The following is a 17,603-nucleotide window of genomic DNA, read 5'->3' on the forward strand; positions in this document are numbered from 1 at the left end:
GATGTCGAGAATAGGAAGGCTTCCTATAGCTGTTCCAAGTGGTGTCACCGTTACAGTAACACCAGATAACGTTGTTACTGTAAAAGGACCTAAGGGCCAGCTTGTTAAAGCTATGAGAAAAGATATACATATTACTATTGAAGACAATACAGTAATATGTAAAAGAGATAATGATGAAAAACAGATAAAATCTCTGCATGGACTTACCAGGGCATTAATAAATAATATGGTTATTGGTGTAACTGAAGGATATGCAAAAACATTGGAATTAGTAGGTGTTGGATATAGGGCTCAATTACAGGGTAAAAAATTAGTCTTAAATTTAGGATATTCTCATCCGGTTGAAATACAATCAGTTGAAGGAATAACCTTTGAAACACCTGCTGCTACAAAAATTGTAGTAAAAGGTATTGACAAGGAATTAGTAGGATATGTTTCGGCAAATATAAGATCATGGAGAAAACCTGAACCTTATAAAGGTAAAGGAATTAAATATGACGATGAAATTATAAGACGCAAGGAAGGCAAAACTGGTAAGAAGTAGTAGAAAGGAGTGAACTTTATGTTTAAAAAAGATGATAGAAAAAAGCTAAGAACGAAACGTCATCTTAGAGTTCGTAAGAAGATTTTTGGAACAGCTGAAAAACCAAGGCTTTCGGTATATAGAAGTGATAAGAACATATATGCTCAAATAATAGATGATATAAAGGGAGCAACTCTGGTGTCTGCTTCAAGCTTGGATAAGGAATTTCAAGGCATAGGAAGCAACAGGGAAGCAGCAAAAACTGTGGGAGAAATTATAGCCAAGAAAGCTATTGAAAAGGGAATTAAAGAAGTGGTTTTTGATAGAGGTGGATATATATATCATGGAAGAGTACAAAATCTAGCTGAGGGAGCAAGAGAAGCTGGATTGGAATTTTAAAAGAGGAGGAAAGTAAATGAGAATCGATCCTAGCACTTTAAATCTTAAAGAAAAAGTTGTATTTATAAATAGAGTTGCTAAGGTTGTTAAAGGTGGTAGAAACTTTAGATTTAGTGCCCTAGTTGTAGTAGGCGATGAAAACGGCCATGTGGGAGTAGGAACAGGAAAATCTATAGAAATACCCGAAGCAATCAGAAAAGGAATAGAAGATGCAAAGAAAAATTTGATTGATGTTCCAATTTTCGGTACAACAGTACCACATGATATAACAGGTCAATTTGGAACAGGAAAAGTATTTATAATGACGGCACCTGAAGGTACTGGAATTATAGCAGGCGGACCTTCTAGAGCAGTACTTGAACTTGCAGGATTAAAGGATGTTAGAGCAAAATCAGTTGGTTCTAATAACCCAAGAAATATGGTAAATGCTACTATTGATGGTTTATCACGACTAAAGACAGCAGAACATATAGCTAGTCTTAGAGGTAAAACTGTCGAAGAGATTTTAGGTTAGGAGGGAATGACCTTGGCTAAACTTAAAATAACTTTAAAGAAAAGTTTAATAGGAAGAAAAAAAGATCACATTGCTACTGTTAATGCTCTTGGATTAAAGAAAATAGGCAAAGCTGTAGAGCAAGAGGATACTCCTCAGTTAAGAGGCATGATCAAAAAAGTTAGCTATCTTTTAGATGTAGAGGAAGCGTAATACAGAGGAGGTGTAAGTATAAATGAAACTTCATGAATTAAAGCCAGCAGAAGGATCAAGAAAATCACGTAAGAGGATTGGAAGAGGTACTGGTTCAGGTTTTGGGAGAAATTCTGGAAAAGGTGAAAACGGACAGAAGTCCAGATCTGGTGGTGGAGTAAGAATAGGATTTGAAGGCGGGCAAATGCCGCTTTATAGAAGAATTCCGAAAAGAGGATTCACTAATATATTTGCAAAAGAGTATTTTGAGTTAAATGTTGAGAAACTTAACATATTTGAAGACGGCACAGAAGTTACACCGGAATTGCTTTTAGAAAAAAGAATTATAAAAAAATCTAAAAACGGATTGAAGATACTTGGAAATGGCGAATTACAGAAGAAGCTCATAGTAAAAGCAGCCAAATTTACAAAAACTGCGGCAGCAAAAATAGAAACGGCTGGAGGAAAAGTAGAGGTGATATAAGGTGCTATCAACCTTACGTAATGCTTGGAAGGTTCCTGAATTAAGAAAAAGGTTGCTATTTACTATATTTATGGTAATAATATTTAGACTAGGTAACTTTATTCCCGTTCCGGGAATTAATACCGCTAAGTTAACTGAGTTAACTACCAATGGATCGTTGTTTGGGTTTTATGATCTCCTGGCAGGAGGTGCATTTAGCAGGTTTAGTATATTTGCTATGGGAGTTATCCCCTTTATCAATTCCTCTATTATATTTCAGCTGCTTACAGTGGCAATTCCTCGTTTAGAGCAATTATCTAAAGAAGGGGAAGAAGGAAGAAAGAAGATACAGGAATATACAAGGTATGCTTCAATACCACTGGGGGTAATTCAAAGTTTTAGTATATATGCTATAATAAGTAGAGCTGGTGCGCTTGTAGATCCATCTGATAAAATAAGCATATTTATGATAATATTTACTGTAACTGTAGCATCAACCTTTCTTATGTGGCTTGGTGATAAAATCACACAACATGGTATTGGAAATGGAATTTCACTTATAATATTTGTAAATATTATTTCAAGGTTCCCATCTGCTGTATCCAGCGTATTCAATCTTCAACAGGTTGGAACAGTTAATTTTGTGGAATTGATAGGACTTGGAGCAGTAATAATCGTACTGTTTATAGCAGTTGTACTGATGAGTTTATCTGAAAGAAGAATTCCCATACAATATGCAGGTAAGACTAATGGTGGCAGAATGTATAAGGGACAGTCAACTCATATTCCCATTAATGTAAACGGAGCAGCTGTTATTGGAATTATCTTTGCCATATCAGTTATGCAGTTTCCAGCTACAATAGGTCAGTTTTGGCCTGATTCGGCTTTTAATAAATTTATAACAATAAGCGCATTCAGTCCATTTAAAGAAAGTAATTGGGAATATTCAGTACTGTACTTCTTACTGACAATTTTTTTTACTTGGTTTTATACGGAAGTCACTCTTAAGCCTGAAGAAATGGCTGAGAATATGAATAAATCATCTGGATTTATACCAGGAATAAGACCAGGAGAGCCAACAACCATATTTATAGAAAGGGTCTTAGCTAGAGTATCAGTTTTAGGAGGAGCTTTTGCTGGTATAGTGGCAATATCACCTATAATAGCTGAAACTTATACTAATTTTAAAGGTATATATTTTGGCGGAACAGGATTGCTTATCATAGTAAATGTTGCTATTGAGACTATAAGACAGATAGAATCACAATTAGTAATGCGTCATTATCGCGGGTTTTTGAATTAGTAAATTGTTTTGGAGATGATGCAATTTGAAAATAATCTTATTAGGCCCTCCGGGAGCAGGAAAAGGAACTCAAGCTAAATTTATTAGTGAGAAATACCTTATACCACATATATCCACTGGAGATATATTTAGAAAAAATATTTCAGAAAGAACTTCTCTTGGAATTGAGGCTAAAAAGTATTTAGATGAAGGAAAATTAGTACCTGATGAAGTTACTATAAATATAATGAAAAATAGGTTAGGTATGGATGATTGTAAAGATGGATTTCTATTAGACGGATTTCCACGGACGGTAACTCAAGCTAAAGCTTTAGATTTATTTTTAGGCGGTATAGAACAAAAGATAGATAAAGTTCTTCTTATAGATGTTCCAAAAGAGTTGATCTTTGACAGGATGACAGGGAGAAGAGTTTGTCCATCTTGTGGTGCCAGTTATCACATAAAATTTAATCCACCTAAAATTGAGGGAAAATGTGATGTATGTAACAGCGATATTATGCAGAGAAAAGATGATACCCAATCTACTGTTAAAAATAGATTGGATATATATGATAAACAAACTGAACCCCTGATTGACTACTATAAGAATCAAGGTGTACTTTCAATAGTAAATGGTGCTGGTGAGATAAATGAGGTTTTTCAAAATGTGAAAAATATTTTGGGAGATAATCATAAGTGATATTGATTTAGAAATTTATATTATTTAGTTTATGGGATACCACGTTGGAACTTGATAAAATATAGAATAACTATTAAAGAGTTGGATAGAATTTCAAAAGTCAGGAATGAATTCTAAGATTATTAAAGGGAATAGTGTGTTAGTTATATAACCGGTTATGAGTATGGAAATCTGCGTTATGTAAAAGCAATATGGAATAATTGGATTATTGTTACTGCAGTTATGAGTCTGAAAGCTCATTATTAAATTTATATGTTATCTTAAATATGCTTTTAATAATTGATTTAAACATGATGTTGACTAATGTGAATTAAAAGAGTATAATACTGTGTTTATAATATATTAAGATTAGTATTAAATGATATTTTTGCAGTCAGCAATAACAAGGAGGTTTGATTACCTTATGTCAAAAGATGACGTTATTGAAATGCAGGGTACTGTTTTAGAAGCGCTACCTAATGCAATGTTTGAAGTAGAATTGGAAAGCGGACATAAAATATTGGCACATATATCGGGTAAATTGAGAATGAATTTTATAAGAATACTTCCAGGTGATAAAGTTACAGTGGAACTTTCTCCCTATGATTTAACTCGGGGAAGAATAACCTGGAGAGCAAAGTAATTAAGAGGAGGGTTAGCTATGAAAGTAAGGCCATCAGTTAAGCCTATGTGTGAAAAATGCAAGATCATAAAGCGAAAGGGAAGAGTAATGGTTATCTGTGAAAACCCTAAGCATAAACAAAAGCAAGGATAAATTAGCTAAAAGTGAGATTAAGTATAAAGTATATGTTATAGATAAAAATATATGTTAAGTTAATATTTTTATAATGTAAATTTTACGCTAATCATGTTTTAAGGTGCGGCTGCAACAGAATATACATATATTCTGTTGGCTTTAAAACTTTATATAATAAATATAAATAAATTAATCCTTATCCATTAGATACTCAGGAGGTGTAAATTTTAATGGCAAGAATAGCAGGTATTGACCTACCAAAAGAAAAAAGAGTTGAAATAGGTCTCACTTATATATATGGCATAGGTTTGCCAACTTCTCAAAAAATCCTAAAGGAAGTTAGTGTAAATCCAGATACTCGAGTTAAAGATCTAACAGAAGAAGAAGTTAATTCACTAAGAAATTATATTAAAAATTTAAGAATTGAAGGCGATTTAAGAAGAGAAGTTGCCCTTAATATAAAGAGATTAATAGAGATAGGTTCATATAGAGGAATAAGGCATAGAAAAGGTCTGCCAGTTAGAGGACAAAAAACCAAGACCAATGCAAGAACGAGAAAAGGTCCAAAGAAAATGGTAGGAGCTAAGAGAAAAATAGTGAAATAATAAGGAGGTAGGGAAATGGCAGCTGGAAAAGTTAAGAAGACAACTAGAAGAAAAAAAGAAAGAAAAAATATTGAACATGGCTGTGCACATATAAGATCAACTTTTAATAATTCAATAGTTACCATCACGGATGCTGTGGGGAATACTTTATCTTGGGCCAGTGCAGGTGGTTTAGGATTCAAGGGTTCCAGGAAAAGCACACCATTTGCCGCACAAATGGCAGCTGAGACATCTGCTAAGGCAGCTATGGAGCATGGATTAAGAAGCATTGAAGTGTATGTTAAGGGACCGGGCGCAGGTAGAGAAGCAGCAATAAGATCACTTCAAGCAGCTGGACTTGAAGTTACTTTGATTAAAGATGTTACTCCAATACCACATAATGGTTGCAGGCCACCAAAGAGAAGAAGAGTTTAGTAACGGGAGGTGTAAATTTTAATGGCAAGATATACTGGGTCAGTATGCAGACTTTGTAGAAGAGAAGGTTTAAAACTATTCCTCAAAGGGGATAGATGTTATACAGATAAATGTGCATTTTCAAGAAGAGGATATGCACCAGGACAGCACGGTCAGGGAAGAAAGAAAGTATCTAACTATGGCTTACAATTAAGAGAGAAACAAAAGGCTAAGAGAATATACGGAATATTAGAAGGACAATTTAGAAAGTACTATGAAAAGGCTGATAGAAAAAAGGGTATAACAGGTGAAAACCTATTGGTTTTACTTGAAACAAGGCTTGATAACATAGTTTACAAATTAGGATATGGTCAATCAAGAGCAGAGGCTAGACAATTAGTAACTCACGGTCATTTCTTAGTTAATGGTAAAAAGGTAGATATACCTTCTTTCAAAGTGTCAGTTAATGATACGATAACTGTGTGTGATAGAAGCAAAGCATCAGAAAAGTTTAAGACTTTTGCAGAAAATCCTAAAACTTTACCAGTTTGGTTAGAGGGAGATATAGAAAATTTTCAGGGAAAAGTTATCAGAGAACCATCAAGGGATGAGATAGATGTTCCTGTTAATGAGACACTAATAGTAGAGTTATACAGTAGGTAATTAATATAGAATCAGTTGCCCTCAAGGATACATTATTAGATAAATAGAAGGAGGGTTATATTCATGTTAGAAATAGAAAAACCCAAAATTGAATGTGTTGAAACCAGTGAAGATGGCAGCTATGGAAAGTTTGTAGTGGAACCATTGGAGAGGGGTTATGGTATTACTCTTGGGAATGCACTTAGAAGAATTCTTCTTTCTTCACTTCCAGGAGTGGCTGCTAATTATGTAAAGATAGATGGTGTGCTTCATGAATTTTCAACTGTACGTGGAGTAAAAGAAGACGTGACAGAGTTAATTCTAAATATAAAGGAATTGGCTTTAAAGATGAATGGAGAGGGCCCTAAAACTATATATATAGATGCCCAGGGACCAGGAGAAGTTGTAGCAGGAGACATAAAGACAGATGGCGATGTTGAAATAGTTAATGGAGATTTACATATAGCTACTCTGGATGAAGATGCTAAGCTCTATATGGAAATTACCGTAAATAATGGCAGGGGATATGTTTCACAGGCAAAAAATAAATCTGAAAATATGCCAATAGGTACAATCCCTGTGGATTCAATATATACACCTATTAAAAGGGTTAATTTTGCTGTAGAAAATACAAGGGTTGGCCAGATAACTGATTATGATAAATTATCATTAGAAGTGTGGACGAATGGAACCATATTGCCGGATGAGGCTGTAAGTTTATCGGCTAAAATTCTCATAGAACATTTTAAGCTATTTATGACTTTGACTGATCATGCTAATAATGTAGAAATAATGGTTGAAAAAGAAGAAGATAAGAAAGAAAAAGTTCTTGAAATGACAATAGAAGAACTGGAACTTTCCGTAAGAAGTTATAATTGTTTAAAGAGAGCTGGTATAAATACGGTACAGGAATTAACTGAGAGAACAATGGATGATATGATGAAAGTTAGAAATTTAGGTAAAAAGTCTTTAGAGGAAGTTGAACAAAAGCTTGATGCCTTGGGATTATCATTGAAACAAAATGAAGATTAAGAAGTATGGGAAAAAAGATCCAACAGGCTTATTTAATAACAACAGTAAGGAGGAATATAAATGGCACGATACCGTAAGTTAGGTCGACCATCTGATCAAAGAAGAGCTATGCTTAGAAATCTTGTTACTAGTTTTTTGAAGCACGGAAAGATACAGACAACGGATACAAGGGCAAAGGAAACAAGAAATATAGCAGAAAAGATGATAACTCTTGCCAAAAGAGGAGATCTTCATGCTAGGAGACAGGTACTTTCTTTTGTAACTGAAGAAGAAGTTGTAAAAAATTTATTTGCAGATATAGCTCCTAAGTATGCTGAAAGAAATGGTGGATACACTAGAATGTATAAAATAGGTCCAAGAAGAGGCGATGGAGCCGAAGTGGTTATACTAGAGTTAGTATAAGACAGAGGGATTAAGTAAGCTAGCTTAATCCCTGTTTTTCTATAAGATACTGGTTGAGTTTTATGGTTCATCCAATTAATGAGGTGTTTCTATGGAAAAAAAGATGATATTATGTGAAAATGTAAAATACAAGTATGAGGATAATGATAGAGAAAACTCCAAGTTTGCCATAGATGATGTTAACTTCCAAGTAGAAAAAGGTGAATTTCTTGTTATCTTAGGCAGAAATGGTTCAGGAAAGTCCACTATGGCAAAACATATGAATGCACTATTAAACCCAACTAGTGGCAAAGTATATGTAGAAGGTCTGGATACGTCAGATGAAAAAAATATTTGGAGTATTAGAAATAAGGCGGGAATGGTTTTTCAAAACCCGGATAATCAAATAGTTGCTACTATTGTAGAAGAAGATGTTGCTTTTGGACCGGAAAATTTAGGTGTACCTCCTGAGGAAATAAGATTAAGAGTTGATGAATGCTTAAAAAGAGTACATATGTATGAATATAGAAAACATGCACCTCATTTACTTTCAGGGGGTCAGAAACAAAGAGTGGCCATAGCGGGAGTACTTGCAATGAGACCAGATTGTATAATATTTGATGAATCTACTGCAATGTTGGATCCCTCGGGTAGACAGGAAGTATTAAAAACCATAAAAGATATAAATGGCAAATATGGTATGACTGTAATTTTAATCACCCATTATATGGAGGAAGCAGTGAATGCTGATAGGATAATTGTTATGGATAAAGGAAAAATTATTATGAAGGGTTCTCCTAGGAATATATTTAGTCAAGTAGCCAAAATGAAGGATATTGGACTGGATGTACCACAGATGACTGAATTAGCTTATGAACTTAGAAATAGTGGAGTAAATATTAGATCTGATATATTAACTATAGATGAGATGGTGAGTGAATTATGTCAATTAAAATAGAGAATTTGACTCATGTCTATATGAAGGGTTCACCTTTCGAAAAAAAGGCATTGGACAATGTAAGTATTGAAATCAAAGAGGGAGAATTTGTTGCCCTTATAGGACACACAGGTTCTGGGAAATCCACACTTATACAACATATAAATGGACTTTTAAAACCGAGTTCGGGGAAGATTATAATAGATGATGTAGATATTACTGAGAAGAAGATTAATTTGAACTTTATCAGAAAAAAAGTAGGACTTGTATTTCAATATCCAGAATATCAATTGTTTGAGGAAACTGTAGAAAAAGATATTGCCTTTGGTCCAAAAAATTTAGGCTTAAGCAATGGTGACATAAATAAAAGAGTAGAAAGAGCCATGAATATGGTAGGCCTGGAATATGAAGAATATAAGGATAAATCCCCTTTTGAATTAAGTGGTGGACAAAAGAGAAGAGTAGCCATAGCAGGGGTAGTTGCCATGGAGCCTAGGGTGCTTATATTGGATGAGCCTACTGCAGGACTTGATCCTAAAGGCAGAGATGATATCCTGGGAGAAATAAAGGATTTGCATAATGAATACAACATGACTATAATACTTGTATCCCATAGCATGGAAGATGTAGCTAAACTTGCAGATAGAATAATAGTAATGAATCGGGGAAAATGTATACTGGATGGATCACCAACAAAAGTTTTTAATGAGGTTGACACTTTAGAAAGTGTAGGACTTGCAGTGCCGCAAGTGACTTATATGGTAAAAAAACTCAGGCAAAAAGGAATAAATATATCAAAAGATGTATTTACCGTGGAGCAGGCAAAAGAGGAATTACTTAAAATACTCAATAAAGGTTAGGAGAGCTAGTAAATGATTAAAGATATTACAATAGGACAATATATACCCGGAGATTCTTTTGTTCATAAGTTGGATCCAAGAGTTAAGATATTGATATCTTTAATATACATTGTGGATTTGTTTATAGTAAACAGCTTTAAAGGGTATATAATTATAGTATTATTTACTATAATTTCAATACTTATATCTAAGGTACAGATTGTATATATATATAAGGGACTTAAGCCAATATTGATTTTAGTGCTTATAACTGCAGTATTAAATATGTTTATGACAGGCGGGGTTAATCCACCATTATTTAGGTGGAAGTTCCTGGCTATATATAAAGAAGGATTGATTATGGCTGCATTTATGACTCTTAGACTTGTATTTTTAATTATAGGGACATCACTTTTAACATTGACTACATCTCCCATTGAATTGACCGATGGCATAGAAAAACTTTTAAATCCAATGAAAAAAATAGGTGTACCTGCCCATGAGCTTGCTATGATGATGACTATTGCCCTTAGATTTATACCAACTTTAATGGATGAAACAGATAAGATAATGAAGGCCCAAATGGCAAGAGGGGCAGATTTCCAATCTGGAAATATTATTCAGAGAGCTAAAAGCCTTGTACCAATTTTAGTTCCACTTTTTATAAGTTCCTTTAGGAGGGCGGATGAATTGGCTATGGCCATGGAAGCTAGGTGCTATAGAGGAGGAGAAGGCAGGACTAGAATGAAACAGCTTAGATTAACTAATAGAGATTTTATAGCGTCGGCATGTACTTTAGCACTGGTATTTATTTCGGTGTTAGGTAGAGTGTGGTGGAGTTAATGAAGAATATTAAATTGATAATAGAATACGATGGTACCAGTTATTCCGGGTGGCAGAGGCAAAAAAATGCTGTTACAATTCAAGAAAAGATAGAAGATGCGATTAAAAGGATCACGGGCGACTTTTCAGAGGTTACAGGAGCCAGCAGAACTGATGCAGGAGTTCATGCCAGAGGATTTGTATGTAATTTTTTTACCAACAGTAAAATACCTGCACCAAACTTTAAAATGGCATTAAACGGGGTACTGCCAGAAGATATAGTTGTACTAAGCTCTGAAAGGGTGGATAATAGTTTTCATTCTAGATTTCATAGTATAGGTAAAAAATATATTTATACCATAATAACAGGTGATAATAGACCGGTTATAGGAAGACAGTATGTGTATTATTTTAGAATGAAACTGGATATAGAAAAAATCCGGACAGCATGTAAATATTTTGAGGGAATACATGACTTTTCTGCCTTTAAGAAAAAGGGAAGTTCGGCCAGATCTTCTATCAGAACCATAAGAGAGATGACAGTTACAGAGCAGGGAAAGTTGATTAAATTTAATGTAGTTGGAGATGGATTTTTGTATAATATGGTGAGGATAATGGTAGGTACCCTTTTGGAGGTAGGATTAGGGAAATTCAGACCGGAATATATAAAAGATATTTTAAAATCAAAGGATAGATCAAAGGCAGGCAAGCCTGTACCAGCAGTAGGTCTTTGTCTTGAAAAGGTATTTTATTGATTGACACGCCAGGATCATTGTATTATAATATAAATGTTTGTATTTTGATTATAAAGGATCCACTAGCCCCGGATCTTTCTATAGAGAATCGTTGTTAGGATTCGAAAAATTTTTAGTAGTGAAATTAGAAAATAGCCAATTAGGAGAGGAGTTGAAAACCGTTAGTTTTTAACGGGAAAGCCATGAAATCATATATAGCAAAACCTCAGGAAATTGAAAGAAAATGGTATGTTGTTGATGCTGCAGGAAAACCACTTGGAAGAGTGGCAAGTCAAGTTGCATCAATATTAAGAGGTAAGAACAAACCTATATTTACACCGAATGTAGATACAGGAGATTTTGTAATAATAATAAATGCTGAAAAGGTAGCTTTAACTGGAAAGAAATTAGATCAAAAAATGTTGAGACATCATTCATTATATCCGGGTGGACTGAAAGAAACCCCTTATAGGGATGCTTTGGCAAAGAAACCTGAATTTGTATTTCAGGAGGCTGTGAGAAGAATGCTTCCAAAAGGAGTGTTAGGGAAACAGATGCTGAGAAAACTAAAAGTATACAGAGGTTGTGAGCATAATCATCAGGCTCAAAAACCAGAAGTATTAGAATTAAGATATTAGGCGAAGACTGAAGGGAGGATAAAAAATGGCTAAAGTTCAATATTGTGGAACAGGCAGAAGAAAAAAATCAACAGCAAGAGTTAGGCTGGTACCTGGAGAAGGTAAAGTAATTGTAAATAAAAGAAATATAGAAGATTATTTTGGATTGGAAACTTTAAGAGTTATAGTTAATCAACCATTTGCACTGACTTCAACTGCTGGAAAGTTTGATGTACTGGTAAATGTTCATGGAGGAGGATTTACTGGTCAGGCTGGAGCTATACGACATGGTATATCAAGAGCCCTTTTAAAGGCAGATGAAAATCTGAGATTGGAACTTAAAAAAGCTGGATTATTAACTAGAGATCCTCGAATGAAGGAAAGAAAAAAGTATGGTCTTAAAAAAGCCAGAAGAGCTCCACAATTTTCAAAGAGATAATAAAATTGTATTTAAGCTTCTACGTATAAAGGTATTTTTACTTTTGTATGCAGAAGCTATTTTAGTTTTACATAAATTTTATTAATATTTTTTAAAGATATAGGTAAAAATATATAGTAAATCTCTAGAATATTATAGGGAGTGATATAAGTTATTATGAAGTGGAGAAAAATTAGATTTACTATATTATTAATATTATTGTTTACATTTGGTATAAATAACTTTTATCTAACCAGAGTACTGGGTGATAATGATGCTATTAAATATCAAAATAAAAATATAATATTGATAGATCCTGGACATGGAGGCATGGACAGTGGAGCTGTGTCAAAGGATGGAGTGATGGAAAAGGAAATAAATTTAAAGATAAGCAATAAGTTAAAGGATAAATTACTAAAAAGGGGATATAGGGTAGTTATGACCAGAGAACAGGATAAAGGACTTTATACTGAAAAGGGAAGAATAAGAAAGAAAAAAGTTGAGGATCTAAATAACAGATGTAAATTGAAAAAAGATACAGAATGTAATATGTTTATAAGCATACATTTAAACATGTTTCCCCAATCCAAATATTATGGAGCACAGGTGTGGTATTCAAAAAATGAAAACAGTAAAAAATTGGCTGGTATTCTTCAAGGTAATTTAATCAGTGATTTGGATAAGAATAATAATAGAAAGGAGAAAGCCGCATTAAATTCATATAAAGTGCTTAGATGCAATGACAGTATACCTTCTGTATTAGTAGAATGTGGTTTTTTATCTAATATAGAAGAGAAAAACAAATTGATAAAAGATGGATATCAAGATAAGATAGCAGAGTCCATAGCCAAATCTGTTGATGATTATTACATTCCTAATTAACATAAATTTAAATTAAAAAGAACAGATATTAATATCTGTTCTTTTTAATTTATCACTTGTTGAAATTCAATAAAGTTAAAGTAAATACCAACAATTTTCAGAAAATTTCAAATTGACATAAAGTGATCAATTGATTTTTATACTGTATTATGATATTCTTTAGATAAAAGTAATGGATTAATCCATTAATCCATTAATCTGACGATTTTGAGGTGATTACAATAGACATTAAAATAGATAAAGATAGTGGAGTGCCATTATATTTGCAAATCAAAAATAAAATAATGGATTTGGTAAATGGCAATAGGTTAAAAGTAGGAGAAAAAATGCCCACTGAGAGGGAGCTGTCTGAAGAGCTTAAGGTAAGCAGAAATACTATAAGTACAGCTTACAATGAATTAGAACAAGATGGGATTTTGAAATCCTATCAAGGAAGAGGAACTTTTGTAGCAGAAGAAGCTAATCCCTGGAAGGTTCAAAATATAAAGCAAAAGATAATGAAGTTTATAGATCTTGGATTTGAAGAAGCAGTAGAAGCGGGAATGGATGCTGATGAATTTCTGGAGGTTGTTATCCAAAGGGTAAGAGAAAAAAAAGAGTTAATGAGTAAAATAACAGCTGTATATGTGGAGTGTAATATTGAGCAGGCTAGAATGTTCAGCAAACAGATTATGGAAGGCACAAATATCAATGTAATTCCATTTACTATTGATGATATAAGAAATATAAGTGATGCCACCAAACAAATTATAGAAAAAAGTCAGGTTATAATAGCAACCTTTAATCATGTTAATGAAGTAGTTAAATTGACTAGAAGATTTCAAAAAGAAATAATAGGAGTGGCAATAAATGTGGATTTGGAAACTATAGTCAAGATTGCAAGATATCCTGAAGATACTAAGTTTGCGTTTATATGTATTTCAAATGAGTTTATGTTTAAAGCAAGAGGAGCATTAGAAAAAGCGGGACTTGGGAATATAAACATACAATTTACCAATTCTACAAATGAACATGAAGTTATAAAAATTATAAATAATGTAGATGTACTAATCGTATCACCGGGAAGATACAGAGATGTACAATTACATAATACGGATAATAAGTGTATAATGAAATTTTTGTATAATCTTGATGATAATTCAGTTAAAGCACTAAAGTCAAAAATAATTGATCTTAAATATCAAAAATGAGAATCATTTAGTATCCATATGTTTAAAAGGGAGCTTAAAAAATTAAATTTATTTATAATTTAGAACTTGTATAGATTCAAAGGAAAAAGTATAATAAAGAGTATGTGGAAATTTTAAATTCTAATAAGGGAAAGGAGATAATAAGAATTAATAATTCTTATTATTAAATTATGAGTAGTGATTTAACCGAAAATAATTTTATAACTGAATATGACATATTTAAAAAGCATAAGGATAGCAATGAGAGCATAGATAAATTAGACAGTAAAATGAAGGGCAGACTGATAAAATCCATTTATATGGAATGTATCTCTAAAAACTACAATGGTATAGATTCCATTATAAGTAAAGAATATACTATGGAGGATATTGCAAGGGATAGAGAAGAGAGAATGAGCAGACAGGAATGGCTTATAAGGGATTATTTATCACCTCTTATTTCAATAAGAGTAAATTATCCGGGACTGAATAAAAATAATTGTGTAAGTTTTATTATAATGAAAGTATTTTCTGCTTTAGTCATTGATAAATTTAAAGACAAGATAATGTATAAGGATCTTCAGGTTGCAGCCGAGGGACCTGTACTGACCTTGATTATAAATGAAGATGTTTATAAAATAAAGAAACTGGCCATTAATGTAGAAGATAATCATTTTCTGGGAAGATTTGTGGATATAGACGTGTTTGGCAATAATGGAGTTGAATTAAGCAGGAGAGAACTTGGATTGGAGTCAAGAAAGTGTTATATATGCGGACAGGAAGCATATAATTGTTCAGGCAGCGGTAAATATGATATTGATGAAATAAAAGAATATATAGAAAATAAATTAGAAGAGTACTTGAAAAATAAATTAAGTTAAGATATAAGTGATAAGCATTTCATATGGTAAAGCCATTTGAAATGCTTATTGTGGGTATTTTGGGAGGAAAGTTGAATGGCTTTAAAAAATAAAAAGAGCATAAGTTCAATGCTGTTTGGAAGATGTCCTTTAAAAGCTAAAATAGTGGTATTTTGTATTCTATGTATTTTTGCTGTAATTCTAGTGGCAAAAAATTCATATTGGAATAGGAAAAATAAAATTACTGTAGAAAATCCACATAAAAGTATAGCCCAAAACTCTGTAATAAGCAAAAATAATGCTCATATAACCCAAGATAAAAAAAATAATAAAAGATTTGAAGAGGAGTACAAAGAAGCACAAAAGTCTTTTAGTAATAAACAGTATTCTAAAGCTATAGATAAAGCTGATGAAATCATAAATCAAAATAATAAATTCTATAAAGCTTATAATATAAAGGGAATTGCATTATGTTATAGTAATAATTATGAAGAGGGAATGAAAAACATAGATAAGGCTCTTCAGCTTAATCCGAATTTTGGATATGCGCGATTTAACAAGGCACTTGCATATGAACTTTATGGAAGGTATGATGATGCACTGAATTGGTATGATAAAGATTTAGAGGTGGAAAAATATATTTGGAGCTATTATGGAAAGGCAAGTATATATGGAAGACGGGGAGATGTTTCAAATACAGTTAAATTTCTTAAGACAGCTATAGATATGTCTCCGGATATTAAGAGTATAGCTGGAGAGGAAAAGGATTTTGATCCGGTAAAGAACTCTAGGGAATTTCAAGACCTAATAAAATAAAATGATCTTAGGAGGGAAACAAATGAAAAAAGGTATATCGGCTTCTAAGGGTTATGCAATAGGTAATGTACTCATGAAAAGGGAAGGCAAGGTAAGTGTGGAAAAAAGGTGTATAGAAGATATACAAGAAGAAGAAAAAAGATTTCAGGAGGCTTTGGATTTATCCAAGAAACAGCTTCAGAAAATAAAGAGAAGATCTGAAAAAGAAATAGGAAAAGATAAAGCAGAGGTCTTTGAAAGCCACATTATGCTTTTAGATGATGAGGAATTTGCAGGTGCTGTAAAAGTAAAGATAAAAACAGAACATATAAATGCAGAAGCAGCCCTTCATGATATAGTAGATTCTTATGTAAAGATTTTTGATAATATGGAAGATGAATATATGAGAGAGAGAGGTGCTGATGTAAAAGATGTTGGGAATAGAATATTTTCTAATCTTACGGGGCAGGGATCTTTCTTAGACAAAATTGAAGATGATAAAGTGGTAATAGTGGCCCATGACTTGACACCGTCAGATACTGCACAATTGGATAAGAACAAGGTAGCAGCTTTTGTTACAGATATTGGCGGCAGGACTTCACATAGTGCTATTATGGCTAGAACTCTTGAAATACCGGCAGTAGTTGGAACCAATGACATAACAGAGTCTGTTAAAGATGGGGATTTTATAATTGTGGATGGAATTGAAGGAATGGTCATAATAAACCCGGATGAGAGTACCATAAAGCAATATGAAATTAAAATAAAAGCATATAATGAGGAAATGGAAAAACTTAAAGAACTAATAAATGTAGAAACTACTACGAAGTCAGGAAAAAGGGTGGAGGTCTTTGCCAATATAGGAAAACCTCAGGATGTGGAACAAGTCTTGAAAAATGGTGCTCAGGGTATAGGACTTTTCAGAACTGAATTCTTGTATATGGATAGAGAAGATATGCCGGGAGAAGAAGAGCAGTTTCAGGCCTATAGGAATGTAGTGGAGAAAATGGGAGGGAAACCTGTTGTTATAAGGACATTGGATATAGGTGGAGATAAAAAGTTATCCTATCTGCCTCTGCCAGAGGAAATGAATCCTTTCCTGGGATATAGAGCTATAAGACTTTGCCTTCATCGGGATGATATATTCAAACCTCAGTTAAGAGCAATGCTCAGGGCATCTGTCTTTGGAAATTTAAAAATAATGTTTCCAATGATAAGTTCTGTAGAGGAATTTTTACAGGCCAAGAAAGTATTAAAGCAGTGTATGAATGAGCTCGAAAAAGAGGAAAAGAAGTTTAACAAAAATTTGGAAACTGGAATCATGGTGGAAATACCAGCAGCTGCACTGGAGGCTGAAGAACTGGCTAAACATGTAGATTTCTTTAGTATAGGAACCAATGATTTAATACAGTACACACTTGCAGCGGACAGGATGAATGAAAAAGTATCATATTTATACAATCCAATGCATCCTGCTATATTAAAACTTATAAAAAATACTATAGATGCTGCCCATAAGAATGGGAAATTGTGTGCAATGTGCGGCGAAATGGCAGGAGATGAAAATTCCATTCCTATTCTGGTGGAGTATGGATTGGATGAATTTTCAATGAGTGCCTCCTCCATATTGAAAGCAAAGCAAATCATAATGAAAAATTAACATTGAGAAATTATATTAAAAACTACTGG

The 17,603-nt window shown here is 33.2% G+C and carries 25 protein-coding genes; all 25 read left to right on the top strand.

What is annotated here, in order from left to right; genetic code table 11:
• The first annotated feature begins 1 nt into the window (after window position 1).
• The 25 genes from rplF to ptsP all read left to right on the top strand — a co-directional run bounded on the left by rplF (window position 2) and on the right by ptsP (window position 17,574).
• Entirely contained in the window at window positions 2-544 is a 543-nt protein-coding gene (gene rplF, locus ACYUJ6_RS00755; protein ID WP_461844002.1) for a 50S ribosomal protein L6, read from the top strand.
• Between the two features lie 18 nt (window positions 545-562).
• Window positions 563-922 carry a 50S ribosomal protein L18 gene (gene rplR, locus ACYUJ6_RS00760; RefSeq protein ID WP_461844003.1) on the top strand — a complete coding sequence of 120 codons (360 nt, stop codon included), beginning with the start codon at window positions 563-565 and terminating at the stop codon, window positions 920-922.
• Window positions 923-938: 16 nt separating this feature from the next.
• Window positions 939-1,436 carry a 30S ribosomal protein S5 gene (gene rpsE / locus ACYUJ6_RS00765; protein WP_369705572.1) on the top strand — a complete coding sequence of 166 codons (498 nt, stop codon included), beginning with the start codon at window positions 939-941 and terminating at the stop codon, window positions 1,434-1,436.
• Window positions 1,437-1,448: 12 nt separating this feature from the next.
• Entirely contained in the window at window positions 1,449-1,628 is a 180-nt protein-coding gene (gene rpmD, locus ACYUJ6_RS00770; RefSeq protein WP_369705571.1) for a 50S ribosomal protein L30, read from the top strand.
• A 22-nt stretch (window positions 1,629-1,650) separates the two neighbouring features.
• Complete coding sequence (gene rplO, locus ACYUJ6_RS00775) at window positions 1,651-2,091, top strand: 50S ribosomal protein L15 (protein ID WP_461844004.1); 441 nt, start codon at window positions 1,651-1,653, stop codon at window positions 2,089-2,091.
• Between the two features lies 1 nt (window position 2,092).
• Window positions 2,093-3,373 carry a preprotein translocase subunit SecY gene (gene secY, locus ACYUJ6_RS00780; protein ID WP_461844005.1) on the top strand — a complete coding sequence of 427 codons (1,281 nt, stop codon included), beginning with the start codon at window positions 2,093-2,095 and terminating at the stop codon, window positions 3,371-3,373.
• Between the two features lie 25 nt (window positions 3,374-3,398).
• Window positions 3,399-4,052 (top strand): adenylate kinase, encoded by a 654-nt coding sequence (locus ACYUJ6_RS00785; RefSeq protein ID WP_461844006.1) that lies wholly within the window; start codon window positions 3,399-3,401, stop codon window positions 4,050-4,052.
• Window positions 4,053-4,455: 403 nt separating this feature from the next.
• Window positions 4,456-4,674, top strand: a complete 219-nt coding sequence (gene infA / locus ACYUJ6_RS00790; RefSeq protein WP_011988826.1) for a translation initiation factor IF-1 — start codon at window positions 4,456-4,458, stop codon at window positions 4,672-4,674.
• 18 nt (window positions 4,675-4,692) lie between these two features.
• Entirely contained in the window at window positions 4,693-4,806 is a 114-nt protein-coding gene (gene rpmJ / locus ACYUJ6_RS00795; RefSeq protein ID WP_007062395.1) for a 50S ribosomal protein L36, read from the top strand.
• Window positions 4,807-5,018: 212 nt separating this feature from the next.
• Entirely contained in the window at window positions 5,019-5,393 is a 375-nt protein-coding gene (gene rpsM, locus ACYUJ6_RS00800; RefSeq protein ID WP_369705567.1) for a 30S ribosomal protein S13, read from the top strand.
• A 15-nt stretch (window positions 5,394-5,408) separates the two neighbouring features.
• Window positions 5,409-5,807, top strand: coding sequence for a 30S ribosomal protein S11 (gene rpsK / locus ACYUJ6_RS00805; protein ID WP_461844007.1), 399 nt, complete (start codon window positions 5,409-5,411; stop codon window positions 5,805-5,807).
• Between the two features lie 21 nt (window positions 5,808-5,828).
• On the top strand, window positions 5,829-6,449 hold the full coding sequence (rpsD, locus tag ACYUJ6_RS00810) for a 30S ribosomal protein S4 (RefSeq protein ID WP_461844008.1): 621 nt from the start codon (window positions 5,829-5,831) through the stop codon (window positions 6,447-6,449).
• Between the two features lie 63 nt (window positions 6,450-6,512).
• A complete protein-coding gene (locus tag ACYUJ6_RS00815) occupies window positions 6,513-7,460 on the top strand; it encodes a DNA-directed RNA polymerase subunit alpha (protein WP_461844009.1) in 948 nt (315 codons plus the stop codon).
• Window positions 7,461-7,520: 60 nt separating this feature from the next.
• Entirely contained in the window at window positions 7,521-7,862 is a 342-nt protein-coding gene (gene rplQ / locus ACYUJ6_RS00820; protein WP_461844010.1) for a 50S ribosomal protein L17, read from the top strand.
• 91 nt (window positions 7,863-7,953) lie between these two features.
• The gene (locus ACYUJ6_RS00825) at window positions 7,954-8,799 is read left to right on the top strand and encodes an energy-coupling factor transporter ATPase (protein WP_461844011.1); all 846 of its coding nucleotides are present in this window, start codon (window positions 7,954-7,956) and stop codon (window positions 8,797-8,799) included.
• Window positions 8,784-9,638 (top strand): energy-coupling factor transporter ATPase, encoded by an 855-nt coding sequence (locus ACYUJ6_RS00830; protein WP_461844012.1) that lies wholly within the window; start codon window positions 8,784-8,786, stop codon window positions 9,636-9,638. The genes ACYUJ6_RS00825 and ACYUJ6_RS00830 overlap by 16 nt, the downstream gene beginning before the upstream one ends.
• A gap of 12 nt (window positions 9,639-9,650) precedes the next feature.
• Window positions 9,651-10,460, top strand: coding sequence for an energy-coupling factor transporter transmembrane component T family protein (locus ACYUJ6_RS00835; RefSeq protein WP_461844013.1), 810 nt, complete (start codon window positions 9,651-9,653; stop codon window positions 10,458-10,460).
• On the top strand, window positions 10,460-11,194 hold the full coding sequence (gene truA / locus ACYUJ6_RS00840; RefSeq protein ID WP_461844014.1) for a tRNA pseudouridine(38-40) synthase TruA: 735 nt from the start codon (window positions 10,460-10,462) through the stop codon (window positions 11,192-11,194). The genes ACYUJ6_RS00835 and truA overlap by 1 nt, the downstream gene beginning before the upstream one ends.
• 182 nt (window positions 11,195-11,376) lie before the next feature.
• Window positions 11,377-11,811 carry a 50S ribosomal protein L13 gene (rplM, locus tag ACYUJ6_RS00845; protein ID WP_461844015.1) on the top strand — a complete coding sequence of 145 codons (435 nt, stop codon included), beginning with the start codon at window positions 11,377-11,379 and terminating at the stop codon, window positions 11,809-11,811.
• Window positions 11,812-11,836: 25 nt separating this feature from the next.
• Window positions 11,837-12,229, top strand: a complete 393-nt coding sequence (rpsI, locus tag ACYUJ6_RS00850; protein WP_461844016.1) for a 30S ribosomal protein S9 — start codon at window positions 11,837-11,839, stop codon at window positions 12,227-12,229.
• A gap of 156 nt (window positions 12,230-12,385) precedes the next feature.
• Window positions 12,386-13,090 (top strand): N-acetylmuramoyl-L-alanine amidase CwlD, encoded by a 705-nt coding sequence (gene cwlD / locus ACYUJ6_RS00855; protein WP_461844017.1) that lies wholly within the window; start codon window positions 12,386-12,388, stop codon window positions 13,088-13,090.
• 212 nt (window positions 13,091-13,302) lie between these two features.
• The gene (locus tag ACYUJ6_RS00860; RefSeq protein ID WP_461844018.1) at window positions 13,303-14,280 is read left to right on the top strand and encodes a GntR family transcriptional regulator; all 978 of its coding nucleotides are present in this window, start codon (window positions 13,303-13,305) and stop codon (window positions 14,278-14,280) included.
• 170 nt (window positions 14,281-14,450) lie between these two features.
• Window positions 14,451-15,140, top strand: coding sequence for a citrate lyase holo-[acyl-carrier protein] synthase (citX, locus tag ACYUJ6_RS00865; RefSeq protein ID WP_461844019.1), 690 nt, complete (start codon window positions 14,451-14,453; stop codon window positions 15,138-15,140).
• A 75-nt stretch (window positions 15,141-15,215) separates the two neighbouring features.
• A complete protein-coding gene (locus tag ACYUJ6_RS00870) occupies window positions 15,216-15,935 on the top strand; it encodes a tetratricopeptide repeat protein (RefSeq protein WP_461844020.1) in 720 nt (239 codons plus the stop codon).
• Window positions 15,936-15,957: 22 nt separating this feature from the next.
• Window positions 15,958-17,574, top strand: a complete 1,617-nt coding sequence (gene ptsP, locus ACYUJ6_RS00875; protein ID WP_461844021.1) for a phosphoenolpyruvate--protein phosphotransferase — start codon at window positions 15,958-15,960, stop codon at window positions 17,572-17,574.
• Window positions 17,575-17,603 lie beyond the last annotated feature (29 nt).

It is taken from the genome of Clostridium sp. JNZ X4-2, from assembly GCF_054889485.1.